Annotated in this window: 29 protein-coding genes and 1 tRNA gene; 23 read left to right on the forward strand and 7 right to left on the reverse strand. The window is 62.9% G+C overall.

All coding sequences use genetic code 11. The annotated features are described in order from the left end of the window. Window positions 1-63: 63 nt before the first annotated feature. The 8 genes from RBH26_RS05080 to RBH26_RS05115 all read left to right on the forward strand — a co-directional run bounded on the left by RBH26_RS05080 (window position 64) and on the right by RBH26_RS05115 (window position 8,264). The gene (locus RBH26_RS05080) at window positions 64-645 is read left to right on the forward strand and encodes a hypothetical protein (RefSeq protein WP_306757007.1); all 582 of its coding nucleotides are present in this window, start codon (window positions 64-66) and stop codon (window positions 643-645) included. Window positions 646-831: 186 nt separating this feature from the next. Continuing rightward, a complete protein-coding gene (hpt, locus tag RBH26_RS05085; protein WP_306757008.1) occupies window positions 832-1,401 on the forward strand; it encodes a hypoxanthine/guanine phosphoribosyltransferase in 570 nt (189 codons plus the stop codon). Between the two features lie 318 nt (window positions 1,402-1,719). Then, window positions 1,720-3,360: an ABC transporter substrate-binding protein gene (locus RBH26_RS05090; protein ID WP_306757009.1), complete on the forward strand. Its 1,641-nt coding sequence runs from the start codon at window positions 1,720-1,722 to the stop codon at window positions 3,358-3,360. A gap of 20 nt (window positions 3,361-3,380) precedes the next feature. Next, window positions 3,381-4,334 (forward strand): ABC transporter permease, encoded by a 954-nt coding sequence (locus RBH26_RS05095; protein WP_306757011.1) that lies wholly within the window; start codon window positions 3,381-3,383, stop codon window positions 4,332-4,334. Further along, window positions 4,331-5,362: an ABC transporter permease gene (locus tag RBH26_RS05100; protein ID WP_306757012.1), complete on the forward strand. Its 1,032-nt coding sequence runs from the start codon at window positions 4,331-4,333 to the stop codon at window positions 5,360-5,362. Before RBH26_RS05095 ends, RBH26_RS05100 begins: the two co-directional genes overlap by 4 nt. Then, window positions 5,363-6,412 (forward strand): ABC transporter ATP-binding protein, encoded by a 1,050-nt coding sequence (locus RBH26_RS05105; protein ID WP_306757013.1) that lies wholly within the window; start codon window positions 5,363-5,365, stop codon window positions 6,410-6,412. Next, complete coding sequence (locus tag RBH26_RS05110; protein WP_306757015.1) at window positions 6,409-7,743, forward strand: ABC transporter ATP-binding protein; 1,335 nt, start codon at window positions 6,409-6,411, stop codon at window positions 7,741-7,743. Before RBH26_RS05105 ends, RBH26_RS05110 begins: the two co-directional genes overlap by 4 nt. After that, window positions 7,740-8,264, forward strand: coding sequence for a hypothetical protein (locus RBH26_RS05115; RefSeq protein WP_306757016.1), 525 nt, complete (start codon window positions 7,740-7,742; stop codon window positions 8,262-8,264). The genes RBH26_RS05110 and RBH26_RS05115 overlap by 4 nt, the downstream gene beginning before the upstream one ends. A gap of 107 nt (window positions 8,265-8,371) precedes the next feature. Here RBH26_RS05115 and RBH26_RS05120 read toward each other — a convergent pair. The 3 genes from RBH26_RS05120 to RBH26_RS05130 form a co-directional block, all read right to left on the reverse strand. Next, window positions 8,372-8,446, reverse strand: a tRNA-Met gene (locus RBH26_RS05120). Between the two features lie 66 nt (window positions 8,447-8,512). Further along, entirely contained in the window at window positions 8,513-8,959 is a 447-nt protein-coding gene (locus RBH26_RS05125) for a GtrA family protein (RefSeq protein WP_306757017.1), read from the reverse strand. A 299-nt stretch (window positions 8,960-9,258) separates the two neighbouring features. After that, a complete protein-coding gene (locus tag RBH26_RS05130; RefSeq protein WP_306757018.1) occupies window positions 9,259-9,525 on the reverse strand; it encodes an HAH_0734 family protein in 267 nt (88 codons plus the stop codon). Between the two features lie 183 nt (window positions 9,526-9,708). On the opposite strand from RBH26_RS05130, the gene RBH26_RS05135 reads away from it, so the two are divergent. From RBH26_RS05135 to RBH26_RS05155, 5 genes are read left to right on the forward strand one after another with little or no spacing between them, the layout of a single operon-like run. Continuing rightward, complete coding sequence (locus RBH26_RS05135; protein ID WP_306757019.1) at window positions 9,709-9,990, forward strand: 50S ribosomal protein L44e; 282 nt, start codon at window positions 9,709-9,711, stop codon at window positions 9,988-9,990. Window positions 9,991-9,995: 5 nt separating this feature from the next. Continuing rightward, window positions 9,996-10,169 (forward strand): 30S ribosomal protein S27e, encoded by a 174-nt coding sequence (locus RBH26_RS05140; protein ID WP_306757020.1) that lies wholly within the window; start codon window positions 9,996-9,998, stop codon window positions 10,167-10,169. Then, window positions 10,166-10,966: a translation initiation factor IF-2 subunit alpha gene (locus RBH26_RS05145; protein WP_306757021.1), complete on the forward strand. Its 801-nt coding sequence runs from the start codon at window positions 10,166-10,168 to the stop codon at window positions 10,964-10,966. Before RBH26_RS05140 ends, RBH26_RS05145 begins: the two co-directional genes overlap by 4 nt. Continuing rightward, entirely contained in the window at window positions 10,966-11,145 is a 180-nt protein-coding gene (locus RBH26_RS05150) for an RNA-protein complex protein Nop10 (RefSeq protein WP_306757022.1), read from the forward strand. Before RBH26_RS05145 ends, RBH26_RS05150 begins: the two co-directional genes overlap by 1 nt. Window positions 11,146-11,151: 6 nt before the next feature. Continuing rightward, on the forward strand, window positions 11,152-11,928 hold the full coding sequence (locus RBH26_RS05155) for a proteasome assembly chaperone family protein (protein WP_306757023.1): 777 nt from the start codon (window positions 11,152-11,154) through the stop codon (window positions 11,926-11,928). 325 nt (window positions 11,929-12,253) lie between these two features. Here RBH26_RS05155 and RBH26_RS05160 read toward each other — a convergent pair whose 3' ends face one another. Further along, window positions 12,254-13,069 carry an NAD(+)/NADH kinase gene (locus RBH26_RS05160; RefSeq protein ID WP_306757024.1) on the reverse strand — a complete coding sequence of 272 codons (816 nt, stop codon included), beginning with the start codon at window positions 13,067-13,069 and terminating at the stop codon, window positions 12,254-12,256. Window positions 13,070-13,198: 129 nt separating this feature from the next. After that, window positions 13,199-14,509, reverse strand: a complete 1,311-nt coding sequence (locus RBH26_RS05165) for a M28 family peptidase (RefSeq protein WP_306757025.1) — start codon at window positions 14,507-14,509, stop codon at window positions 13,199-13,201. Window positions 14,510-14,654: 145 nt separating this feature from the next. Between RBH26_RS05165 and RBH26_RS05170 the strand changes: the two genes are divergently transcribed. The 9 genes from RBH26_RS05170 (at window position 14,655) to RBH26_RS05210 (ending at window position 21,363) form a co-directional block, all read left to right on the forward strand. Beyond that, window positions 14,655-15,719, forward strand: coding sequence for a polyprenyl synthetase family protein (locus RBH26_RS05170; RefSeq protein ID WP_306757026.1), 1,065 nt, complete (start codon window positions 14,655-14,657; stop codon window positions 15,717-15,719). A gap of 155 nt (window positions 15,720-15,874) precedes the next feature. Further along, window positions 15,875-16,249, forward strand: coding sequence for a hypothetical protein (locus RBH26_RS05175; protein ID WP_306757027.1), 375 nt, complete (start codon window positions 15,875-15,877; stop codon window positions 16,247-16,249). A gap of 388 nt (window positions 16,250-16,637) precedes the next feature. Continuing rightward, window positions 16,638-16,901, forward strand: coding sequence for a hypothetical protein (locus RBH26_RS05180; RefSeq protein WP_306757028.1), 264 nt, complete (start codon window positions 16,638-16,640; stop codon window positions 16,899-16,901). Window positions 16,902-16,960: 59 nt separating this feature from the next. Then, a complete protein-coding gene (locus tag RBH26_RS05185; protein WP_306757030.1) occupies window positions 16,961-17,761 on the forward strand; it encodes a hypothetical protein in 801 nt (266 codons plus the stop codon). 77 nt (window positions 17,762-17,838) lie between these two features. Then, window positions 17,839-18,084 (forward strand): hypothetical protein, encoded by a 246-nt coding sequence (locus tag RBH26_RS05190; protein WP_306757032.1) that lies wholly within the window; start codon window positions 17,839-17,841, stop codon window positions 18,082-18,084. Window positions 18,085-18,348: 264 nt separating this feature from the next. After that, a complete protein-coding gene (gene thsA, locus RBH26_RS05195; RefSeq protein ID WP_306757371.1) occupies window positions 18,349-19,893 on the forward strand; it encodes a thermosome subunit alpha in 1,545 nt (514 codons plus the stop codon). Window positions 19,894-20,095: 202 nt separating this feature from the next. Beyond that, window positions 20,096-20,365, forward strand: a complete 270-nt coding sequence (locus RBH26_RS05200) for a HalOD1 output domain-containing protein (protein WP_306757033.1) — start codon at window positions 20,096-20,098, stop codon at window positions 20,363-20,365. 209 nt (window positions 20,366-20,574) lie between these two features. Then, window positions 20,575-21,018: a hypothetical protein gene (locus tag RBH26_RS05205; RefSeq protein WP_306757036.1), complete on the forward strand. Its 444-nt coding sequence runs from the start codon at window positions 20,575-20,577 to the stop codon at window positions 21,016-21,018. A gap of 48 nt (window positions 21,019-21,066) precedes the next feature. Beyond that, window positions 21,067-21,363 carry a hypothetical protein gene (locus tag RBH26_RS05210; protein ID WP_306757037.1) on the forward strand — a complete coding sequence of 99 codons (297 nt, stop codon included), beginning with the start codon at window positions 21,067-21,069 and terminating at the stop codon, window positions 21,361-21,363. 236 nt (window positions 21,364-21,599) lie between these two features. On the opposite strand, the gene RBH26_RS05215 is transcribed toward RBH26_RS05210, so the two are convergent. Together RBH26_RS05215 and RBH26_RS05220 are read right to left on the reverse strand one after the other, a co-directional pair. Next, window positions 21,600-22,457, reverse strand: coding sequence for an SAM-dependent chlorinase/fluorinase (locus RBH26_RS05215; RefSeq protein ID WP_306757038.1), 858 nt, complete (start codon window positions 22,455-22,457; stop codon window positions 21,600-21,602). A gap of 39 nt (window positions 22,458-22,496) precedes the next feature. Continuing rightward, on the reverse strand, window positions 22,497-23,015 hold the full coding sequence (locus tag RBH26_RS05220) for a nicotinamide-nucleotide adenylyltransferase (RefSeq protein ID WP_306757039.1): 519 nt from the start codon (window positions 23,013-23,015) through the stop codon (window positions 22,497-22,499). Between the two features lie 456 nt (window positions 23,016-23,471). Between RBH26_RS05220 and lonB the strand changes: the two genes are divergently transcribed. Continuing rightward, window positions 23,472-25,676, forward strand: coding sequence for an ATP-dependent protease LonB (lonB, locus tag RBH26_RS05225; protein ID WP_306757040.1), 2,205 nt, complete (start codon window positions 23,472-23,474; stop codon window positions 25,674-25,676).

Consider the following 25,676-nt stretch of genomic DNA (forward strand, 5'->3'; position numbering starts at 1 on the left):
CGGGAATCTCATCCACCACAGATCGACCGCTCGTCTCGAGTCACGCAACGAGGTGAGCCAGCCGTGGCCCAGCAACAGGTCGGCGAATCGGACGACGACCGCCTCCCGAAAGGCGAGATCTTCGAGGTACTTCGCAATCAGCGGCGCCGCTACGTCCTCCAGTATCTGAAACAGGACGGCCGGCCCGTCGAACTCGGCGACCTCGCACAGCAGATCGCCGCCTGGGAGTACGACACGACGCCCGCGGAGGTTACGTCCGCACAGCGAAAGCGCGTCTACACGACGCTCCAGCAGACGCATCTCCCGAAGATGGATTCGGCCGGAATCCTCGAGTTCGACGCCGACGACAGAGTTATTCGGCCGACCGATCGCACCCGTGATATCAGCGTCTACCTCGAGATCGTCCCTGGCCACGAGTTCGCCTGGCGGGAGCTGTATCTCTCCCTCGGGGCAGTCAGTTCCGCGCTGGTCGCCGCACTGTGGCTCGACATCTACCCGTTGACGCTGCTTTCGGATCTCACCTGGGCCGCGATCATCGCCGTGACGGTGACAGTGACGGCCGCCGTCCACGTCTACTACGAACGCAACATGCGTCTGGGACACGGCCAACAGCCGCCGGAGCTCAGCTACACCGGCGACGAGTGATACGGACTGCTGGACCGATCTCCCGCCGACTGTCGGTACGGGGTCGGCGATCGGCGGGACGTGACGACAGGTGGCCGTACGACGGAGTGGTCATTCATTACGCCGAGGAGCGCCTGCCGTGACATCCGTTCACGTCCTGTACGGCTCGATCGTCAACTTTTACTCCGCTACCGCCCGACCGACGACATGGATCAGTTGAAGCGGTCACTTCTCGAGGCGCCGATTATCGAGAAAAACGGTTATCACTACTTCGTCCATCCGATCAGCGACGGTGTTCCGAAGCTCGATCCCGGCTTGCTCCGCGAGATCGTCATCCGAATTATCCGGAAAGCGAAACTCGAGGAAGTCGACCGGATCGTCACGCCGGCCGCGATGGGGATTCACATCTCCACCGCCGTCTCGCTGATGACCGACATTCCGCTGACCGTCATTCGGAAACGGCAGTACGGGCTCGAAGACGAAGTCGCAATCTCTCAGCAGACCGGTTACTCGGAGAACGAGATGTACATCAACGACGTCCGTGAGGGCGAGCGCGTGCTCGTCCTCGACGACGTCCTCTCGACGGGCGGCACGCTTGCCGCGGTCCTCGAAGCGCTCGACCAGATCGGCGCCGAGGTCGTCGATACGGTCGCCGTCATCAAGAAGGTCGGTGGCGAGAACAAGGCCGCCGACGCCGGCTACGACGTCAAGACGCTGATCAACGTCGACGTCGTCGACGGCGAGGTCGTCATCGTCGACGAAGACGGCGACTCCTGATACCGTCCGACGAAATCACGCTGTCCGTCAGGTCGCGATCGGATCGGTAATACTGCCGGACAACACGATGCACACTCCGATCGCACTCGAGACGCTGTCGCGTTCCGCGACAGGCGTCGAGGCGCGATCGGGTGTTTAGTGATTAGTCACAGCAGTCCACGTGAGACGTACTCGAGTGCTTTTGACCGTCGTCCGACAGGATGGTCCATCGACTCGGTTCGCGGCATCGACTGGCTCGTATGGCGACTGGTAATTCGTATCTGCTGTTAGGTATCTCGGTAACAAGGAATATAGTAGCCGACTGGCAATCGAGACGTAATGGCAGAACGCGGTGACAGGGACACCGGGGGCCTTCCACGTCGGTCGGTGCTCGCGGGACTCGGTGTGGCCGGGATCACCGGCACGGCCGGCTGTATCAGCGCCGACGATGTCGCCGTCGATGGCGACGCCGAGGAACTCATCGCGGACGGGTTCCGGGAGGAAGGTGTCGAGCCGCCTGTCGAGGCCACGATCTACGCGAACTCGGAGTCGGACGAACGCGTCGAGTGGGCACAGCTGGTCGCACACGAACTGAACGCGACGGGCCTGTTCGACGTCGGTTTCGAGTCTCTCGAGCTCCGCTCGTACATCGATCTGGTCGACAACATGGCCGAAAACGAGGCGAACGCGCTGATCTGTTTCGGCTTTATCGGCGGCTGGGATCCACACGCGTACGTCTACTCGGCCTTTCACTCCGATAGCGCCACTCCGAACGGACACAATATCACCCACTACGAGAACGAGACGGTCGATCGGCTCATCGACGAGGGCGTCGAGACAGTCGACAGCCACGAACGCGTCGAGATCTACGAGAAACTGCAGGAACGGCTCGTCGAGGACGCGCCGCTGTCGTTCGTTCGCGCCCACGAGGAGAACGTCGTCTACCGGGCCGACGTCGTCGACGGCTTTCGTGCCTATCCCGTCTCGGGCGGCGAGTACACGTCACTTTATGCCCCGACGCTCGGGGTCTATACGGAGCTGCGAACCGACGCGGACGAACTCGTCGGCGACGTCGGGGCGGGAATCAGCAGCTACGACCCGACCGCGATCGACGACGACGTCTCGCGGATTGTCACCGGACCGATCTACGAAGGGCTCCTCGAGGTCGACTTCGACGGGCGAATCCGCCCACTGCTCGCGACCGACTGGGAGCAACTCGACGAGACGACGTGGCGATTCGAGCTCCGCGAGGACGTCCGGTTCCACACCGGCGAGCCGTTTACCGCTGCCGATGTGCAGGCTACCCTCGAGCGATACGAGGACACGCCTCGCGAGCGAGCCGTCTTCGAGTGGTACGACGACGTCGAGATCCGCGACGGTCACGAACTCGACCTCCACCTCCGGCGACCGTACGGGCCACTCGAGACGACGCTCGGACAGCTCCCGATCGTTCCGGAGAGCGTCGCTGACGGCGAGTACGACCTCTCGAACAGGCCGATCGGAACCGGTCCGTACGTCTTCGACGAACACGACGAGGACCAGTACTGGCGGATGAAAGCCAACCCGGACCACTGGCACGACGGCAGCGGCGGCGTCCCCGAGACACCGCCGATCGAGACGGTCACGTTCCGAATCGTCACCGAGCCGTCGGCCCGACACGGGGCCATAGCGCGTGGCGACGTTCACCTGTCAACGGCGCTGTCGGGCGAGAGCGTCGCGGCGTTTGCCTCCGACGACGAGTACGTCGTCGACCGGACGACCGGTGCGGCCGTCGACTTCCTGGGGTATCCGATCTACCGCGAGCCGTTTACTAATCCGAAGGTTCGGCGCGGAATCAGTCGCCTCATCCCGCGTGAGCGGATCGTCGAGGATGTCTTTCACGGCGCCGGTCGCGTCGCGTACACCCCGATTTCCCCGCTTCACGACGAGTTCGTTTCGCCGGCGTTCGAGTCCGAACTCGTCGACGAATACTTCAGCTAGACGGTACGGAAAGCCGAATCATGTCACTCGCGAACTACGTTCTCAGACGGGTGGTGGTGACGATCCCGGTACTGCTCGGTGTGACGGCGATCACGTTCTCGCTGCTTCACGTAGCACCGGGTGATCCGATCGACGTCGTGACCGGCTTTCAGAACGTCGACGACGACGTCGAGGCGTCGCTACGCGCCGAGTACGGCCTCGATCGGCCCGTCTGGGAGCAGTATCTCGTGTGGGTGGCCGACGTACTCACCCTCGAGTTCGGCGAGTCGCCGGTTACGGGTCGTGACGTCGGGGCGACGATCGCCGAGCGACTCCCGTACACGCTCTTGCTCGGCGGTTCCGCCTGGCTGCTCTCGCTTCTGATCGGAATCCCGGCGGGCGTCGTTGCGGCCGTCAAACGGGGCGAGCCGGCCGACGAGGTCAGTCGCATCGCGGCGCTTGCCGGCATCGCCACCCCGAACTTCTGGCTTGGGCTGGTCCTCCTGCTCGTCTTCGGTGTCCACCTGGGCTGGTTCCGGGTGATCCCGCCGGACGCGCCGCTTTTGAGCCTCGAAATGCTGTGGTTTATGCTCCTCCCGACGATCACGCTCGGGACGGCCTCTGCCGCACTCGTCATGCGACTGTTGCGGTCGTCGATGCTCCGGGAGTTGAACGAGGGGTACGTCCGTACCGCCCGTGCGAAGGGGTTGCGCGAGCGGACGGTGATCTGGAAACACGTACTGCGAAACTCCTTGATCGCCGTCGTCACCGTCGCCGGTCTCCAGATAACGCTTCTCGTCGACGGCGCGGTCGTCGTCGAGCAGGTGTTCTCCTGGCCCGGTATGGGCCGGCTGCTGGTCGACGCGATCGGTCGGCGCGATTTCCCGGTCGTACAGGCGAGCGTGCTGTTGATCGGCGTCACCGTCGTCGTCGCGAACCTGCTCGTCGATATCACCTACTCCTATCTCGATCCACGAATCAGATACGACCGATGACCGAGCATCAACCGACCACCGAACGCGGCCGGATTCGAATCGAGGGCTTCGAGGAGGCCGTCGACGAGACGGACCGCGACGGCGTCGACGTCTGGGACGACGACCGACGGTCCGAGCGTCGAGGTCGTCTCGAGGACGTCTGGCGTCGGTTTCGGTCGAACCGATCGGCGATGGTCGGACTCGGAGTCGTCGCCGGGCTCGTCTTTCTCACGGTCTTTGCACGGCCGCTCGAGTTCTCGACGATGGGGTATACGATCACGGTCCAGCCGTTCTCGCTTGCACCCCACGATCCAAGCGAGATGTACGTCGGACCCGCAAACGCCGGTCCGTCGCTTGCCCATCCGTTCGGGACCGACTGGGCGGGTCGCGATCAGTTCTCCCGGGTCCTCGCTGGCGGTCGGTTCAGCCTGAGCATCGGTGCGATCGCCGTCGCGCTTGCGCTCCTCGTCGGGATCCCGCTGGGTGCGATCGCCGGCTACGCCGGCGGCTGGGTCGACGAACTCGTCATGCGGCTGGTCGATACGCTCTATGCGTTCCCGTTTCTGGTCCTCGCGATCGCGATCGTCGCCGTCCTCGGCCAGGGCTACTGGAATCTCGTCGCCGCGCTTGCGCTTACCGGCTGGATCGGTTACGCGCGCCTGCTTCGGGGCGAAGTCCTCGCCGTGAAAGAACGCGAGTACGTCACCGCAGCGACGGCACTTGGCGTCCCAGATCGGACCGTCGTCTTCCGCCACGTCGTCCCGAACGCGATCGCCCCCGTAATCGTCCAGGCGACGTTAAACGTCGGCACAGTCGTGCTTTCGGCCGCGGCGCTTGGCTTTCTGGGGCTGGGTCTCGATCCGAGCACCGCCGAGTGGGGCGCGATGCTCTCGCGAGGTCGTGACTCGCTCGTCCACGGCCACTGGCACGTCACCGTCTTCCCCGGGTTGGCGATCTTTCTGTTCGTGATGGCGATCAACCTCGTCGGGGATGGCCTCAACGACGCGCTCGATCCACAGGGCGAAACGGTCGAACGGAGGCGACGATAGATGGCGCTGCTAGAAGTCGAGGACCTCGTCGTTCAGTTCTACACCGAAGATGGCACTGTCCGTGCCGTCGACGGGATCAGCTACGAGATCGACCGCGGCGAGACGGTCGCCCTCGTCGGCGAGAGCGGTGCCGGCAAGAGCGTCACCTGTCTCTCATTGCTTCGACTGCTCGAGCGTCCCGGCGAGATCGTAAGCGGCGAGATCCGATTCGACGGCCGAGACGTCCTCGGACTCTCGGACGAGGAGCTCCGGGACCTCCGTGGCAACGAGATCGCGATGGTGTTTCAGGACCCGTCGGCGGCGCTCAACCCCGTCTACACCGTCGGCGAACAGATCGCCGAAGCGATCCGGGCCCACGAGGACGTCACCGACGAGACGGCCCGTCGCCGGGCGATCGACCTTCTCGAGCGCGTCGAGATCCCCGACGCCGCGAGCCGCTACTCGGAGTACCCACACGAGTTCTCCGGCGGCATGCAACAGCGGGTCGTCATCGCGATGGCGCTGTCCTGTGAGCCCGACCTCCTCGTCTGTGACGAGCCCACGACTGCACTGGACGTCACGATCGAGGCCGGAATCCTCGAGTTACTCGAGGACCTCGCCGCGGAGTTCGATACGGCGATCCAGCTCGTCTCTCACGATCTGGGCGTCGTCGCCGGACTCTGTGATCGTGTCCAGGTCATGTACGCCGGCGAGATCGTCGAGCGTGCGCCCACCGAGGAGCTCTACTACGACCCGAAACATCCCTACACGGTTGGACTGATGGCGTCGATCCCACGGATCGGTGACGACCGCGACGAACTTCCGACGATTCCGGGATCGATGCCGGATCTCGTCGACGTGCCGACGGGCTGTCGGTTCCATCCGCGCTGTCCGTACGCCGAGGAGGCCTGCAGACTCCGTGCCCCGTCGCTCGTCGACGTCGAGACGGGCGTCCCCGCCGACGAGCCGGCGCCGAACGACCATCTCGCGGCCTGTCACGAGTACACCGACGACCTCGTGGACGGGCTCGACTACGAGGTCGTCGTCGAGGACGGGGGTGGGCTCGAGTGAGCGACGACGAACTCCTGTTGCGCGTCGAGGGGCTCGAGAAGGAGTACACGACGACCGAGGGCGTTCTCGATCGACTGCTCGGCAACGGAACGCGAGTGACGGCCGTCGACGGTGTCGACCTCGAGATCTACGAGGGCGAGACGCTCGGTCTGGTCGGCGAGAGCGGCTGTGGGAAGACCTCGCTCGCTCGCTCGATCCTGCGGCTCACCGAGCCGACCGCCGGCTCGGCCGTCTACCGCGACACCGATCTGACGACCCTCGAGGGGTCGGCGCTGCGTGAGCTTCGAGCGGACGTCCAGTACGTCTTCCAGAACCCCTTCGAAAGCCTGAACCCGCGACTGACCGTCGGCGACATCGTCGGTGAGGCGCTTTCGGTTCACGACGTCGTCCCGCCCGACGAGCGAGACCGGCGAGTCGGAGAACTGCTCGAGACCGTCGGCCTGCGGGCCAGCCACGCCACCCGCTATCCACACGAGTTCTCCGGCGGTCAGCGCCAGCGGATCGGCATCGCCCGGGCGCTGGCGGTCGAACCCGAGTTCGTCGTCCTCGACGAGCCCGTCTCCGCACTCGACGTCTCCGTCCAGGCGGGGATCCTGAACTTGCTCGAGGAGCTTCAGACCGAGTTTGGCCTCTCGTATCTCTTCATCGGCCACGACCTCTCGGTCGTCGAACACGTCGCCGACCGGATCGCCGTGATGTACCTCGGCGAAATCGTCGACCGCGGCCCGACCGAGGAGCTCTTCGACGGCGACGCCCACCCGTACACGGAGGCGTTGCTCTCGGCGATCCCCGAACCCGACCCGCTCTGGGAGGGCGATCGGATCGTTCTCGAGGGATCGGTGCCGTCACCAGCCGACCCGCCCTCGGGCTGTCGATTCCACACTCGCTGTCCGAAACTGCTCTCGCCGGCCGAGTACGACCTCGAGCCCACGACGGTCCGGGCGCTTCTGGAGCTTCGAACGGGACTCGCCGAGGCCGACGGTCTCGAGTCACTGCCAGTCGATCCCGATCCCGACCCCGAGGCCGACGATGTTCAGGCCGCGCTTCGTGACGCGTTCGACGTCCCGGCTGACCTCGGTGACGACGCGGCCGAGGCCGTCCTCGAGACCGCACTCGAGACAGCGGCCGCCGGCGACGTCGAAACCGCCAGGGCACGACTCGAGTCGGCGTTCACCACACCCTGTGAAACCGACCGACCGCGACTCGAGCCCGTCGATAGCGGTGCCGGCGGTCCCGATACTCACGCGGTTGCCTGTCATCGGTTCGACGACGCAGGTACGGAGACGGACGAACGACCGGACCGAGCCGAAACGACACCCACACAGCAATGAGACGGGCCGACGACTCCCGCGCCGTAGAGCGCGACACGGACGATCCGTTTACGCCTGCAGCGACCGACGAAGGCAGTCGCCACACGATCGATTGGGAAGCACTGAGCCACGCTTTCCTGCCCGTCGCGGTTCGCCACCGGGCGATCGACGTCTCGATCACGACCGACCGCGACGTCTACGCTCCCGGCGACCCCGTCTCGATCGGGATCGAGTTTCGCAACCGGCTGCCGTTTCCGGTCCGGCTGCGGACCGACTCACCCGAGCCGTGGACCTGGGCCGTCGACGGCGCGACGGCCGCCTCTCGACTCGAGCGGCCGATCCCCGACCGGCCCGACACGTTCTCTTTCGCCCGGAGCGAACGCAAGCGGTTTCGCCGCGAGTGGCCCCAGCGCATCCGTATCGCCGACGACGAGTGGACGCCCGTCGATTCCGGGCAGTATACGCTCGAGGCATGGATCAACCGCGAAGATGCCGCCGACTGTGGGCTCGTCGCGACGACCGAGATCGAGATCCGAGAGTGATACTTCCGGACAAAATCACTCGTACTGATATCGGAGAATGGACGGGAGCCCCTCGAGGAAACGAATCGACACGTGGTCCTCGAGAGGTGAGTTCCGTAAAACGGGAGTAGCGGGAAGTGGATTTGAACCACTGGTCTGCGGGTTATGAGCCCGCCGGAATCTCCTGGCTATCCCATCCCGCTACTTCTTCGTAACGCCGTGGTCTAGTTAAGGGTTGTGATTCGGTCGCCGTATGGGGATTCCTCCCGCTATTCTGTGTGTACTTTCCACGTATAGAGGCTCTCACAGGTGTAGTTGACGAAGAACCCGACCCCGATGCCGATCGCGTTTGCGACCACGTACCAGATGCCGAACCAGTCGACCAGTATCGCCAGTACTGCAAGTGTCACCAGAAAGCCACCGAACCGGACCGCGTTCGAACGGACGAACCGCCGCCCGAGCGCTCGAGGCGTCATCGTGCCGTAGTCGGCGAACGTCCACCGTTCGTTGATCACGAAGATCACGATGATCGAGAGTTCCCAGGAGATCACTTTTCCCGAAATCGGGCCGAGCGGAGTGAGTTCGACCAACAGTGCGAGTGCGACGATGTCGACTGCGGCGCCGACGAACCCGACGCCGGCGAACTGGCTGAATCGCGTCGTCGAGAGCAACGCACGAAACCGCGTTCGAACGGCTTCGAGAAACGACTCACTCATCGCCGCCTCCGTCGCGTGACCGACCGCTGCGTTCGTCTGTGAGACACACGAGCGTATCGACCACTGTCTGAGGCTCCAGTATCGGTTTTGCGGTCTAGACCGATCGTCGTGACCGACGGACGGTCGGAACGACTCGAGCCGGCGACTCGAGCGGTATCACAATCGAGGTTTGGCGAGCGACGGGAGCGACGGAATCCCCATTCGCGGGCGTACGCGCGAAGGAAACGACCGGTTCGAAGCGCAGGGCGGCCCGATGAATTCGAGGGACGCAAACGGCTTCGAGACGCAGTTGGTGCCGTTCAGATCGCGAGGTCGGCTTTCGGACGAACGACGTCGACGTCCTCGGCGTCGACGCGATCGACGTCGAGGAAATGCGGCATATAGTTTCGCTTCTCGTAGTCCTCGTACTCGTCTTCGGTGCCGACAGTACACCACAGCTGGACCTCCTCGGGGCCGTGCCACTCGCCGTTGCGGTTGATCCCGAAGCAGACCAGTTCCTCCCCGTCGTAGTCGACGATGGCCCCCTTCCGGATCCCGGGATCGCCGTGGATGATGAGCCGCTTCATGCCGCCGACTTCTCTCGAGAGCGGATTAAGCTTTCTGATACTACCGGACAGAAGTCAGTACCGTCGCTCGAGCGAGCGCATCGGAGGGCGCTTGCGAACCGTACTCCGCTGGTGGGCACGGGCGGCGACGAACCAAACGGGTTTTAAACAGCGCTGCCTTAGCCCACGTCAAGTGAGATAACCATGCAGATGCCACGCCGATTCAATACGTATTGTCCGCACTGCAAAGAACACCACGAACACGAAGTCGAGAAGACCCGTACCGGCCGTTCCAGCGGCATGAAGTGGGACGCTCGCCGAACTCGACGCAACACCGCGAGCATCGGTAACTCCGGTCGCTTCTCGAAGGTTCCGGGTGGCGAAAAGCCCACCAAGAAGACCGACCTCAAGTACCGTTGCAGCGAGTGTGGCAAGGCCCACCTCCGTGAAGGATGGCGTGCCGGCCGACTCGAGTTCCAGGAGTGATTACGATGACAGGAAACTTCTATTCCGTTCGCTGTGGTGACTGCGAGAACGAACAGACCGTCTTCGGCAAGGCCTCCACGGAGGTTGCCTGTGCCGTCTGTGGAACGACGCTCGCGCGACCGACCGGAGGGAAAGCCGAGATCGAACACGAGATCCTCGAGACAGTCGAGTCACGATGAAATACAGCGGCTGGCCCGACCCCGGCGAGCTCGTCGTCGGTAAGATCGACGAGATCGAGGACTTCGGTGTCTTCGTCGATCTCGAGGAGTACGAGGACAAACGCGGCCTGATCCACATCTCGGAAGTCGCGAGTGGCTGGATCAAAAACGTCCGCGATCACGTCCGAGAGGGCCAGATCGTCGTCTGTAAGGTCCTCGACATCGACGAGGAGTCCCAGCAGATCGACCTCTCGTTGAAAGACGTCAACGACCACCAGCGCTCCGAGAAGATCCAGGAGTGGAAAAACGAACAGAAAGCCGACAACTGGATGGATCTGGCGCTTGGTGAGGAGATCGACGACGAGTCCTACACCGCGATCGCAAACGAACTGATCGGGGCTCACGGCAGCCTCTACAACGGCTTCAAACAGGCCGCGATCCACGGCGACGAGGCCCTCGAGGACACCGATCTCGACGACGACGAGATCGATGCGATCGTCGGGACGGCTCGCGAGAACGTCTCGGTGCCCTACGTCAACGTCACGGGCTACGTCGACCTCGAGAACGCCTCGCCGAGCGGCGTCGACGGCATCCGCGAGGCACTTCAGGCCGCAGAAGGGAACGGCGAAGTTCCCGAGGAAGTCGACCTCGAGGTCAGCTACGTCGGCGCACCCGAGTACCGCATCGAGGTACAGGCGCCCAACTACAAGACCGCCGAGGCCCAGCTCGAAGCGAGTGCCGAACGCGCCATCGCTGCCATCGAAGACGAAGGCGGCGAGGGCGAGTACCACCGCGAGCGACGGACTGACGACGAGTAATGAAGTCCGATATCCGGGTGTGTTCGGCATGGCGCGAGGCACACGACCGCCCGGTGTATACCCTCTCTTCGACGTGTCCCGACTGTGGCGCTCCGGCCGAAAACAGTGCCCCGGCGCCGTTCGACCCGAACGATCCACACGGCGAGTACCGACGCGCTCTTAAACGTCGCCATCGCTGATACGGTATGGACGAACTCGAGATCGACGCAGTCGCCGAGGTCGAACTGGACGACCCCGTTCTCGTCGAGGGGCTACCGGGTGTCGGCCACGTCGGTAGCCTCGCCGTCGAACACATACTCGAGGAACTCGAGGGCGAGAGCACGCTCGTCCGGCGGGTCTACTCCCGAGAGTTCCCACCGAAGGTGAGCGTCGAGGACGGTGTCGCGGACCTGACCTGTGCCGAACTGCACGCCGTCTCTCTCGCGGACGGGCGCGATCTGTTAGTGTTGACCGGTGACCACCAGGCACAGACCAACGACGGCCACTACACGCTGACCGGCGCTTTCCTCGACATCGCCGAGGAGTTCGGCGCGAGCGAGGTGTACGCGCTCGGCGGCGTGCCGACTGGCGAACTCATCGAGGAGTACGCCGTCGTCGGCGCCGTCAGCGACGAGTCACTGCTCGAGCCCCTCGAGGACGCCGGCGTCGAGTTCCGCGAGGACGAACCGGCCGGCGGCATCGTCGGTGTCTCCGGACTCCTGCTCGGGCTCGGCGAACGTCGTGGCTTCGAGGCCGCCTGTCTAATGGGCGAGACCAGCGGCTATCTGGTCGATCCGAAAAGCGCCCGGGCAGTACTCGAAGTGCTCGAGGCAGTCCTCGAGTTCGAACTCGACTACGAGTCCTTAGACGAGCGGGCCGACGAGATGGAAGACGTCATCGGCAAGATCCAGGAGATGGAACAGCAACAACAGCAACAGCAGATGGACGTCCCGACCGACGACGACCTGCGGTACATCGGCTAAGCGTTCGGCGGGCGCTCGATTTCGACTCGACCGACTTCACTCGGTAGCGACCGCTCGAGCCACCACGCCGCAGTTCGTGTCGGCCCGTCTCGAAGGTACTGCCACTGATACGGTTCCCTGTTGTATCATGCGTTCGTCAGTTCGGGCCGAAACAACGCACAGTTGGGACACCAGGCGGAGCCGTCGGTGCGCGCGATCTTCTTTCCGTTACAGTCGGGACAGCGCTGGTCGAGATAGCGAGCCATTCGATATCAGGTGCTGGGACGCCAGGTGTTACTATGGGCCTTTCGGGTATCCGACTCGAAAAACCGGCCGTGAAACGGCGCTAGAGATCGGCTCCTGACGATCCCCGGCGATCCGAACGAACCAGCGTCGCCAACGTATCGACGACGGAGACGGTGACGTGTGACCCGATACTGACCGTCTCGACGGGTGTCTCGTCGGCAACGACGGTCACGTCACACTCGTTTCGCTCGACCGTAAGCGTGAGCGTGTCGTCTGGAAGCACCCACCGACGCGTATCGGTGACGAAGGGTGCGATCGGGGCGACGGCGACGGCGTCGACGGCCGGAGAGAGCTGTGGCGCGTCGAGCGCGCTGGCGTAACCGTGGCTGCCCGCGGGCGTCGCGGCCACGACGCCGTCGGCGCGAAACGTCGCGACCGACTCGCCGCGGCTCGCGACACTGTATTCGGAGATCCGCGCCGGTTCGTCGGCGACGAGCGTCACGTCGAACAGAGCGCGTTCGCACGTTCCGTCGGCGTCGGCACGGTCGGCATCGATCTCGAGACCGAGAATCGGGTAGTTGCGGATGTCGGCGTCCCGCTCGAGAATCGTCTCGAGGGCCGTCGGGACGCGATCACGATCGACGGTGTCGATCCCGGGTACGTCGCCGACCGCCAGTACGGGGACGCCGGTCCCGACGCGAGCGATCGCCGAGAGATCGGTCTCACCGGCCGCGATCAGCAACGACGGGTCGGCTGCGAGGACGGTCTCGAGATCGCCACGGACCGCCGTCGCGTCGTAGGCGTCGAGGATCGACTCGAGAGTGCCATCGCTCGGTTCCGCGATCGGGTTCGCCGCCGTCTCCCGGTCGACGATACCGACGACCGGTCGCTCGTCACCAGGCCACACGCCATCCATGTCGCTCCGTTGGCACGGGCTGGAAAAAAGGGTGGGGATGTCGTACGGTCTCCTGTCGTCACGTCCCGCCGACCGCCGACCGCCGACCCCGCCCTGGCGATCGGCGGGAGATCGGGACAGCAGTCCGTATCAGTCGTCGTAGGGCCAGTCGCCCGTTCGTCGGAGTCCCGCCGCCACTCCCTGTTCCTCGAGGTCGGCGGCGATCCCGTCGGGGTCGCGATGTTCGACGGTCACGTCCTCGCGAGCGAGATAGACGACCAGGTCGGTCAGAAGGATCGCCTGTTCCCGGAGGGTGCGTTTTTCGAGTTTCTCGATGGTGTCGGCGGCGGTGTGTGCCCAGCCGCGCCCGACCTCGTCGGACGTCGATTTGACGTGATAGCCGGGGACGCCCCACTGGACGAACGGCCAGTGGTCGCTGTGGGGCCCGAGTTTCGGCACCGTCTCGATCGGGTGATCGTAGCGGTCGGCGATCTCGTCGACAGCCCTCTCGAGGCCGTCGAAGTCGTGGGTCGTCAGCGACAGCGTTCGCTCGCGGACGACGCCGTCGTTGTTGACGATCGCTTTGATCGAATCGCGGTCGGTCCGTTCGGCGTACTGTGTCGAGCCGGCCAGGCCGACCTCTTCGGCGCCGTAGACGACGAACTCGACGCGAGTCTCGAGGTCGTCTGCACGCATTGTGAGTGCGTTTGCGATCTCGACGACCATCGCGGTACCGGCCCCGTTGTCGAGGGCACCCTCCGCGATATCGTGGGCGTCGACGTGACTCGTCACGAGCACGCGCTCGTCGGTGTCGGGACCGAGTTCGGCGTGGACGTTCTGGCTCTCGGCTTCGCCGATCTCGGCCTCGACGGTCAGTTCGATCTCCGACCCGTCGAACCGCCGGGCCAGGCGCGCGCCGACTTCACTCGAGACGCCGACGGCCGGAATCTCGCCGATCGGCGCCTCGTCAGTGCCGACGCTGCCGGTCGGCGGCAGCTGTCCGTCGACGTGGTTTCGGTAGACGAACCCGGCGGCGCCGTTCTCGACGGCGTGGTAATACTTCTCTCGGCGGTGGAGATAGCGGTCGTAATGGTCGGGGACGTCGCTGCGGACCATGACGATCGCACCCTCGAGGTCTGCGGTCTCGAAGTCCGCTGGGAGGCCGTAGCCGAGGTCGACCAGTTGTCCGGTAACACGCTCGGCGGGACTTCGCGGGAGCGCGATGCAGTCCTGTGTCGTCCCGTCGGCGACGATCGAACTCGTCTCGCGCGTCCAGCCCTGTATGTCGAAAGAGTCGACGCGGGCGTTTCGCGCACCGACGTCCGAGAGGACCTCTCGGGTTCGTTCGGCGGCCTCGCGCTCGCCGTCGCTGCCCGCCATTCGATCGCCGATATCGACCAGCGTCTCGAGGTGGGTCCAGCCAACGTCGCTCGTGAAGAGATGACCGATCCAGTTCGACATATCGAAGCCGAGAACCCATGTCTTGGTAACTGTACCGTTCATCTGTCGAACGAATCACACTGAATCGATATCCGAACGGACACACTTTCGAGACTGATAGGTGAAACTGGCAATCTTTTTTACGTCGCTCCCTCTCGGAACGTGTATGCGGGAGACGCTTGCCGAGTGGCGGCCGGCTATCGACGAGGCGATCGCCGATCTGGTCCCTCGTGAAATCGAGACCGAATATCTGGAGTCGTTTTTCGGTGCTCCGACCTACGAGTACGACCCACACGGCATCCAGCAATCACTGTCGACCCCGCTGTGGGATCTGCTCGATCGGGGTGGAAAACGGTGGCGTGCGGTGCTCTTTCTCGTCTTCATCGAAGGGTTCGGCGAGGACCCGGCCGAGTACGTTCATTACGCCTGTATTCCGGAGATTCTCCACAACGGAACGATCATCGTCGACGATATCGAGGACGAGGCGTCGATCCGTCGGGGCGAGCGCGCGTTACACCATACGTACGGCGAGGACATCGCGCTCAACGCCGGCAACGCGATGTACTTCCTGCCGCTGAAGATACTGACCGAGGATCCCGCAGATCTCCCCGCGGATCGGCGACTGGCTGCCTACGAGATGTTGATGTACGAACTCAACCGAACGCATCTCGGCCAGGGGATGGACATCTGCTGGCACAACGAACGCGAGGTTCGAGTCACGCCCGAACAGTATCTCGAGATGTGTGCCTGCAAGACGGGCTGTCTCGCCCGAATCGTCGCGCGCCTGGCCGCGATCATCACCGACCAGCCCGACGAGGTCGAGGAAGCCGTCGCCACCTACGCGGAACTGACCGCCATCGCCTTCCAGATCGGCGATGACATCCTGGACGTCGAACACTCGCTGGGACGGGCCGGCGACTTCGGCAAAGAGTTCGGCAACGACATCCGTGAGGGGAAGAAGACGCTGCTTGTCATCCACGCGATCCAGGAGAGCGACCCCGAACAGGCCGAGCGTCTTCAGGAGATCCTCGGTGCCGAAACGAACACCGACGCGGAGATCGTCGAGGCTCTCGAGATCATCGAAGACGCGGGCAGTCTCGAGTACGCCCGCGACCATGCCCTCGAACTGGCCGCCCAGGCCCGCGAGGAGATCGACGAACTCGACTTCGACCCGGAGACGACCCGGAAGCTCCACGAGTTCACCGAGTTCGTTATCGAGCGCGAGGAGTGATACTGCCGGACAGAACTATTCGCCGCTTCCGTCCGGTGAATTCGCTTCACTGAAACGATTTACACACCGATCGCAACGCCGTCCGCCGCTCGGGTGTGCAGTGACGTTCAGTAGCGACGATAGCTACTACTAACCCGACGTGGAACCGTCCCGTAATGGCCGACCACTCGAGTGCGAACGACCGCGAACGACCGACCGCGAGCCCGTGGCCCGTCCTGATCGCGCTCGGACTCGCGGGATCGGAGATCGGTATCATCCTCGATCTGTTTCCGGTCGCGGTCGGTGGACTCGTGTTGTTCGCCGGCAGCGTCGGCGGGATCCTCGCCGAGTCCGACCACGCCTCGAGTCCGTTGCCCGTCGCGGCGGGGTTTGGCGTCCTCTTCGTCCTCGTGGGCGGAGTGCTCTACGCGCTCGCTACGGGGGCGTTTTCGACCGACGGATTCGCCGGGCTTGCGACCCGCGGGCTCGTGCTCGTCGTCGCCGGCGTTATCACGCTCGTCGGGACGGCTCTCGTCCGGTATCGTCGATAATCGGGACTCTCGAGGCTGGAAGCGATTCACGTTCGTCGAAAGGGGGGAGGATGCGGTGAGTGGCAGCGACGGTGGCAGGGGTGCCTGCCGTGGGTTGTCGTGGGAGCCACGACGAGTGTGGAGCGATCGAACGGTGGGTTGGAGTGGGGTGGGTGGGTGGGTGGGTGGGATGCGACGGCAGGGCGCCGGAAGCGGTCCAGTGCCGACGATCCTGCCGTATCTGCATAGAGGGGATACTCGTCAATACATGTACTTCCAAACTGCTTTGGGACCGGATTCGGGACCGTCGATTCGACGACGAAACGGACGGTTCGTGTCCGCGACGGCCCGCTCCGGTTCGTGGGGCGAAAACGTAACAGCCTCGTTCACGCGGTCTGAACCGTCACCCATGAGTGTCGATCACGAACGGGACGGCCGGAACGTCGTCGGTCTCGTCCTCGCATCGGTCGCCGTCGCCGCTGCCGTCGGTGCTGCCATCGGCTACGTCCTGCCGACCTGGGCCGGCCTCGAGGGAATTACCGTCCTCGAGTTGGTGATCCCGATCTCGCCGACCGCAGTCGCTCTCTATGCCGGTGTGACGGTCGGCGTCTTCCTGGGCACGCTCGTCCTCGTCGTCGCGGTCATCTCGCAATTCGAGGAGTTCGAAGACTGATCGAAGACGTTCGAACGCCTGTCGCGGGAGTTATCCATCCGCGCTCGTAACCCAATGGTATGCCGACGGAATCGATCGCGATGAGTGGACTGTTGATGTTCGGTCTCGCGATCCTCGGTGCCGGCGTCTTCGTCGCGACGACCGGTCTCGATCGGATCCGAACCGCCCGAACGCTCCGTGAGACGGGCGCGGTCCCGCTTGCCGACCTCTCCGCTGCCGACGACCTCGTCGAGTTTACGGGAACCGCCCGGGAGGCGACCGAATCGCTCGAGGCGCCGCTCTCGGGAACGCCCTGTCTGGCCTACACTGTCCACTCCCGCGTCCGCGATGACCCGGACGCCGACGACTGGCAGTCCGATGGCCGGACGTCGGCGGGGGTCCCGTTTGCGGTCACGGACGGGACCGACCGCGTTACCGTCGACCCGACGAACGCCGTGTTCTCGCTCGAGGAGTGGACGGCCGACGAATCGGCGTGGACCGACTGGGACGACCTCTCGGCGGCCGTTCGGAAGCAACTGGCGACGGAGGGGCTTCCGGGTACCGACGACGGAAACGAGGGGACGGCGACGGTCGAGCGCCAGTACCGCGAACGGCGCATCGAGCCCGGGACCGAGGTCCGCGTCTTCGGCGGCTCGGTCGTCGACTCCAGCGGAACCGACCGAGCGGATGGCGAGGGCACGGGCCTTACGGTCGGTGGGGGAGACTGGTTCGAAATCTCCAGCGGCGAGAACTCGGCGGTCCGTTCTGACCACCGGCGGTCCGGCTCGCTGTATGTGATCTTCGGTGCCCTGGTGTCGATTCCGGGAATCGGCTTTACGCTCGCGGGGATCGCCGGCCTAGCGTCGCTGCTGGTTCTGTAGCCGGTCGCTGCGATCGGCCGACCGTTGCAAGCCAAACGTCTTTTCACGACTCGGCGGTAGCCGAAGACGGGATCACTATGTCCGAAAACACTGACGAGACCGGCAAGGACGAGCACGGGCGGGACGTCGAACTGGCACACGAGGACACCGAAGCCGACGAAGAAGAGGAGGAACTCACCGAAGCGGAGAAGGAAGCACGCGAGCGCCAGGACGAGGAACAGCGCCGCCAGGACATCGAACACAAGTCCGACGACCGCGTCGACGACGCCATCGAACAGGAGAACCCGGACCACCACCGGGACGAAGAACCCTACAACAGCTGATCGCAGCCGGTCGCTCGAGTCGTCGACGCCCGCCTGCCGGCGTGTTCTGTTTTTCCCTGCGATCTGAGCAGTACCGACGATATGTCACTACTACACCACTACTGTAGGCATTTCGGTACCGTTATGATTTCGCACGTTGGACCTGACTCGGCATAATCGCCAGACGGAGGTTCGACGGGAGCAAAACGCTTATATAGAAGTGCTAACGACATAGTTAGTGAGGATTCAACTATGGCACAACAGCAACGCATGGGCGGACAGCCTATGTTCATTCTGAGCGAGGATAGCCAGCGAACGCAGGGCCGTGACGCCCAGTCGTCGAACATTATGGCCGGCAAGGCGGTCGCCGAGTCGGTACGAACGACACTGGGTCCCCGCGGGATGGACAAGATGCTCGTCGACTCCGGCGGCGAGGTCGTCATCACCAACGACGGGGCGACCATCCTCAACGAGATGGACATCGAACACCCCGCAGCCCAGATGATCGTCGAAGTCGCCGACTCCCAGGAGGAGGAAGTCGGCGACGGCACGACGACCGCGGCCGTGATCGCTGGCAACCTGCTCGGTGAGGCCGAGGACCTCATCGAACAGGACGTCCATGCGACGACGATCGTCGAGGGCTACCACGAGGCCGCCGAGATCGCCCTCGAGGCGATCGCCGAGCAGGTCAGCGAGGAGACCGTCGACGACGACGTACTCAAGCAGGTCGCCGAGTCGAGCATGACCGGCAAGGGCACTGGCGGTCTCACCGCCGAGTCGCTGGCCGAGACGGTCGTCGAGGCCATCCGCCACGTCGAACTCGAGGACGGCGTCGCTCGTGACAACGTCACCGTCCACACCCAGATCGGTGCCTCCTCGAACGCGACGGAACTCGTCCCGGGGATCGTCATCGACGAAGAGCCCGCCCACGACGGCATGCCCGATGCGGTCGAAGACGCCTCGATCGCCGTTCTCGACGTCGAACTCGGCGTCCGTACCGGCGAGATCGATGCCGAGTACGCCATCGACTCGATCGATCAGCTCAACACTGCCCTCGACGCCGAGGAGAGCGAGGTCCGTGGCTACGCCGAGCAAGTCGCCGAAAGCGGCGCCGACGTCGTCTTCACCACCGAAGACGTCGACGACCGCGTCTCGACCTATCTCGCCGGCGAGGGCGTCCTCGTCTTCGAGAGCATCGGCGACAGCGACGCCAAAGACATCGTCTCCGCGACCGGTGCCACCCGCGTCGGTGCCCTCGAAGACCTGGAGGAAGCCGACTTCGGTCAGGCTGACCGCATCAGCTCCGAGAACTTCGGCGACGACGACCTCGCGTTCATCGAGGGCGGCGCGGCTGCCGAGACCGTCACCGTCTTCGTCCGCGGCGGTACCGAACACGTCGTCGACGAACTCGAGCGCGCTATCGGCGATGCACTCGACGTCGTCGCGACCGCACTCGAGTCCGGCGAAGTCGTCCCCGGTGCCGGTGCGACCGAGATCGCCATCGCGGACAAGATCCGCGAGGAGGCCGCAGGTATCGAGGGCCGCAAGCAGCTGGCCGTGACGGCCTTCGCCGACGCCTTAGACGTCGTTCCACGCACCCTCGCAGCGAACACCGGCCGCGACCCCATCGACGCACTTGTGGACCTTCGTGCCGCCCACGAGTCCGAGGGTCGAGCCGGGCTGATCACCAGTGGCGAGGACGTCACGATCGACGACCCCTTCGACTACGGCGTCATCGACCCGGCCGACGTCAAACGTGAGGCCATCGAGAGCGCCACCGAGGCCGCGACGATGATCGTCCGCATCGACGACGTCATCGCCGCCGAGTAACCGCGCTCGCCGAGTCCGAATCTCGCTCGTTTTTTCGCCGATCGCATCGCTTCCCGCGACTGTCCGTCGGCCATCATTGTTAAGTGTTGACACAAGGCAGTCAGAGCCGTATCATGTCAGGGACTACTCGAGATCGACTGACGGCGGTCGACGACGCCGGTCACCAGCCGCTCTACTACGACGACATCCGGGGACGTATCACATGTGGTGTGACGCCACCGACTACGAACCGGTGACGGCGACACTCCCCGCAGCCGTCTCGTCGGTCCGCGGCGTCGCGTTCGAGGATCTCGAGTCGCTCTCCCGACGCGTCGATCCCGACGCGCTGAACGCGATCGTCGACCACTGGACCGAGCGAGACATTCGGGGACGACGGACGATGTCGTTCCCGTTCGGCGACAGTGCCGTAACGGTCCACACCGACGGTGAGATCGTGATCGACCCGGAACAGCCCCTCGAGTGCGACGCCTAGGTCGACTCTTGAACAATCAGGAAATGCCCTATTTTCAATTTTAAAGCTAGAGTAAATATCATCTATAGAGAAGAAGTCAACCAGTGAGATTTGATATTTCACTTTCTGATTGGTGCAGTAATATATATATATATATATATATATATATATATATATATATATATATATATGTGTGTGTGTGTGTGTGTGTGTGAACTATTAATTCAACCATGGATAGAAGATCTTTAATAAAGGGCGCCGGACTAACTGTTGCACTGGGAACTATTAGAACGGTAAGCGCTAGGGGTGAAAAAATTGCTTCCAGTGAGGTCGGAATTGATAGCGAAGTCGAAAAGTTACTCTCTGACGGTCAGATTGAAAAGGCAGAGACTATTCTTGACCAGCATGATGTTGAATATTACTCGAAGGAAGAACTGATATCAAACAACAGCGAGCAAGAGAACGATGGAACAGTCTCTATAAATGGCCGATACTCTGAAAGTTACTCTCAACTACATATGAGTCTTGTAAACCGGGGGAATGATCAGTGGCTAGTAAGTGCTTATGGCACATTGCAAGGGTATTTATCCAGAGTTCGAGATGCATCTGTAATCGAAGACGGTTGTGGAATAATATTCGATAGTTCTGAATGGTCTGCTCCTGAACCATCTTGAGAAGGTGTGAACCTTAGTGCAACTACAGATGCACCTCAGCCGACATCTATGAACTATGAAGAATATAACCCAAACTATGGTGTTGCTGCAAGTGTTAATCTCCCATATGGTCTTCGCGCACCGACAGAGATTAGTATGCAAACCGATTTAACTCGTGCTGATACTGGCAATGATGATATTCCGGTACAGTTTATATATGAACATACGAGAGCATATATTGATACACCAGGCAGCATTAGCGTTGGTGTTACTGCAGGTGCTCTTGATGTCGACCTTAGCCGAGCATCTACCGCTTGGAAAAAAGAGATGACGGTATCACCTACTGACGATAGAGACGAATCATAGTGATGTCCAACTGTACAGCAATATCTACAAATAGTACATCATGAATAAACTTGAAGAGTCTATTGCTGGGATACAGATATCTCTAGTTGGAATAGTACTAACGATCCTATTGATGGATAGCGAACTTTTTTGGATTGGGCTGATACCAGTTATAATTGGAACCTATATCGTATTTTCACGGCTGATTAGCTAATCTCCACATATTAATCAGCACCATTAGTATACTTTCCGGCTGTTTATGGGATAGATGCGAGACAAACATGATCACCCGCCTCGAGACCGAACGCTTCGTCGCCACGGCCCTGATTGACGTCGAGTTCGACGTAGCCGTGGCTCCCGACGGTCGCCAGACGGTCGCCGGTCGGGACGGCCGCGAAGGTCTCGCCGACGGGGACGGTCTCCTCGTTTGCGACGATCCGGTCGTGATCCGAGAGAAAGCCACCCGGAACGTTCGTGATAACGTTGCCAAAGTCGTCGACGACCAGTACCTCGCCCACTGCGCGTGTGCCATCGTCCCCGTCCTCGAGCGTCGCTGCGGGGAGCCGACAGTCGACGGGGTCGTCCGCGAGCGGGTCGAGCCACTCGAGGTCGTCGAGGGCCTCGAGTCCTGCTTCGTGAACCGCAGCGGCAGCGGGAGCGAAGACATCCCGGCCGTGGAACGTGGCGCTTGCAGGTCCACTGCCGGGGGTGGCAGACTGCAACACCGCCGCACTCGAGGCGTCCGTTTCGGCTCCAGCGGGCTCGACCGGCTCGAGTCGGGTCTCGTCGACGACGTACGTCTCGGGGTCGGCGTCGCCGGCCAGCCGTCGTGCGGTCGGTAGCAGAACGCCGTTGTCGGGGCCGACGAGTGTGTGCTCGCCGGCACGAACGACCAGTGCGTTACGATCGGTGCCGACGCCGGGGTCGATCACGACGAGGTGAGTCGCCGGGGGAAAATACGGCAGGACTTCACGCAGCCAGAAGGCGGCCGCGCGAACGTCCTGGCGCGGGAAGTCGTGGGCGACGTCGACCAGTCTGGCATCCGTACGCTGACAGAGGACCCCTTTCATCGCTGCGGGGTACGGCGTCCCGAAGTCCGACGCGAGCGTGATCATAGCCGTCGATACGTGGGGCGCGGTGAAAATCGGTGCGTATCAGCTCTCGTCCGAGTCCGTATCGCTGATCATCTGGATGCGCTCGATACCGCCGATCTCGTAGACGACTTCGACGACGGCCTCGGGAACCAACGACTCCCAGTCACCGTCGTTGATCATCCGTTCGCGGACCTCGCTGCCCGACAGAACCTCCCGGTTGAACATCGGCGACTGGCGGACCTCGATATTGTCTTCACGAAAGAGCTGGATCACGAGCGGGTTGTTCGAGTAGGCGACGTCGAAATCGGGGCTCATACTCTGGACGTGGCTGACCCACACCGAGTTTCGCTCTAGGTCCTCGATCGGAACGGCGTAGGTCACGAGGTCGTAGTCGACGAGTGACTTCGTGATCATCATGATGCGCTCTCCAGCCGTAAACGGATCCCGGACCGTGTGTGAGTCGTCGGCGCTACCGATCCCGAGAACGAGTTCGTCGACGTCCTCGGCGATGCGTTCGACCATACTCAGATGGCCGTTGTGAAAGGGCTGAAACCGGCCGATGTAGAACCCACGTGTCATGCCGGACACTGCTCGGTGGGTACGCTTAAGGGTGGCGTGTTCACGGCCATAGGGATCGCTGTATCGCTGTACCGGCACAACCCCGATCTGGCTGCAATTGCACGACACTGATTTCCAGTAGTCCACATCAGGGGAGACATCGTCTCGGGATCGATGTGACGGTCGTTCTCGAGATCGTGGTGATGTGACCATTGATACTGTCGGACAGCAGTACGGAACCGAACGAGACGGCAATCGGGACAGCCGACGAAACACCGTGTTCGATACTGGCGGGCGAAAATCTGCCAGGATTTCGTCCGACAGGAGGAGCACTATACTACTCGGTGAAACCACTGGCAGAACGTGATCGGCCTCCTCGAGTGCTGTGCAAGCCGGTATCAGCCAGTGTCACCATGGTCCGCATGGAGAAAGTATATCAGTCCCAATCCCTTCGATTCAGGTACTGAACAGAGTTCTATGAGTAACGATACGAACGTTGACGACCCTCCTAAAGACGCCACCGAAACCGAGCCTGACGAGGAGCAGGATCGGTCCCGGCCCCAAAACGAGGAGCCGGAGTCGGAGCGTCAGGGAGATCGGTCGCCTCGCGACGGCGACGGTGACCGCCACGACGACGTCGACGATGGGGACGAGTTCGACGACCCGATCGACGATTTCGAACCGGACTCGAACGAGGCGGACGACGATATCGAGACCGTCGAAGACCTCGGGAGTACGGTCGACGTCGATCCGGGCGTCGAAATCGACGAGGAAAACGCCGAAGACGACTTGCTCGGTGGCCTCCAGATCGACTCGACGGAGGACATAGAAGTTCCCGACCGACTCGTCGACCAGGTCATCGGTCAGGACGAAGCACGAGATATCATCATCAAGGCGGCCAAGCAGCGTCGCCACGTCATGATGATCGGTTCCCCGGGGACGGGGAAGTCGATGCTGGCGAAGGCGATGAGCCAGCTGTTGCCCCAGGAGGATCTGCAGGACGTCTTAGTCTACCACAACCCGGACGACGGCAACGAGCCGAAGGTCCGAACCGTTCCAGCGGGCAAAGGCGAACAGATCGTCGAAGCCCACAAGGAAGAAGCCCGCAAGCGCAACCAGATGCGCTCGATCCTGATGTGGATCATCATCGCCATCGTGCTCGCGTACGCGATCCTCATTGCAGGTAACATTCTGCTCGGGATCCTCGTTGCGGGTATCATCTGGTTGATCTTCCGGTACACTTCGCGGGGCACGGACGCGATGGTGCCCAACATGATCGTCAACAACGGCGATCAGCGCCAGGCGCCCTTCGAGGACGCGACCGGCGCCCACGCCGGTGCGCTGCTGGGCGACGTCCGCCACGACCCGTTCCAGTCCGGTGGGATGGAGACGCCTTCCCACGACCGCGTCGAACCCGGGGCGATTCACAAGTCCAACAAGGGCGTGCTGTTCGTCGACGAGATCAACACGCTCGACGTCCGCACCCAGCAGAAGCTGATGACCGCGATCCAGGAAGGCGAGTTCGCCATCACGGGCCAGTCCGAGCGCTCCTCGGGTGCGATGGTCCAGACCGAACCCGTCCCCTGTGACTTCATCATGATCGCGGCGGGGAACCTCGATGCCATGGAGAACATGCACCCCGCGCTCCGCAACCGTGTCAAGGGGTACGGGTACGAAGTCTACATGGACGACACCATCGAGGACACTCCCGAGATGCGCCGGAAGTACGCCCGCTTCATCGCCCAGGAGGTCGAACGCGACGGCCGCCTGCCCCACTTCACCGACGAGGCCGTCGAGGAGCTGATCCTCGAGGCCAAGCGTCGTTCGGGTCGGAAGAACCACTTAACGCTGCACTTCCGCAGCCTCGGTGGACTGGTCCGCGTCGCCGGCGACATCGCTCGCGCCGAAGACCGCGAGTACACCACCCGCGACGACGTGTTGCAGGCCAAACAGCGCTCCCGGTCGATCGAACAACAGCTTGCCGACGACTACATCGAACGGCGCAAGGACTACGAGCTGCAGGTCACCGAAGACGGCGTCGAAGGACGGGTCAACGGTCTGGCCGTCATGGGCGAAGACTCGGGGATCATGCTCCCGGTTATGGCCGAGATCGCGCCCGCACAGGGCGGCGGCCAGGTGATCGCTACCGGCCAGCTCAAGGAGATGGCCGAGGAGTCGGTCCAGAACGTCTCGGCGATCATCAAGAAGTTCTCCGACGTCGACCTCTCGGAGAAGGACATCCACATCCAGTTCGTCCAGGCCGGCCAGCAGGGCGTCGACGGCGATTCGGCCTCCATCACGGTGGCGACGGCCGTCATCTCCGCACTCGAGGATATCCCGGTCGATCAGTCGGTCGCGATGACCGGCTCACTGTCGGTTCGGGGCGACGTCCTCCCGGTCGGCGGCGTCACCCACAAGATCGAGGCCGCCGCGAAGGCCGGTTGTGACAAGGTCATCATCCCGAAGGCCAACGAACAGGACGTGATGATCGAAGACGAGTACGAGGAGATGGTCGAGATCATCCCCTGCTCGAACATCAGCGAAGTGTTAGACGTCGCTCTGGAAGGCGAACCGAAGAAGGATTCGCTGGTCGACCGCCTCAAGCAGATCACCGGCTCGGCGTTCGATGGCAGCCAGAGTGCCGTCGGCTCCGCGGGCGGCTCCAGCCCGAGTCCGCAGTAA

It is taken from the genome of Natronolimnohabitans sp. A-GB9, assembly GCF_030848565.1.
GTDB lineage: Archaea > Halobacteriota > Halobacteria > Halobacteriales > Natrialbaceae > Natronolimnohabitans.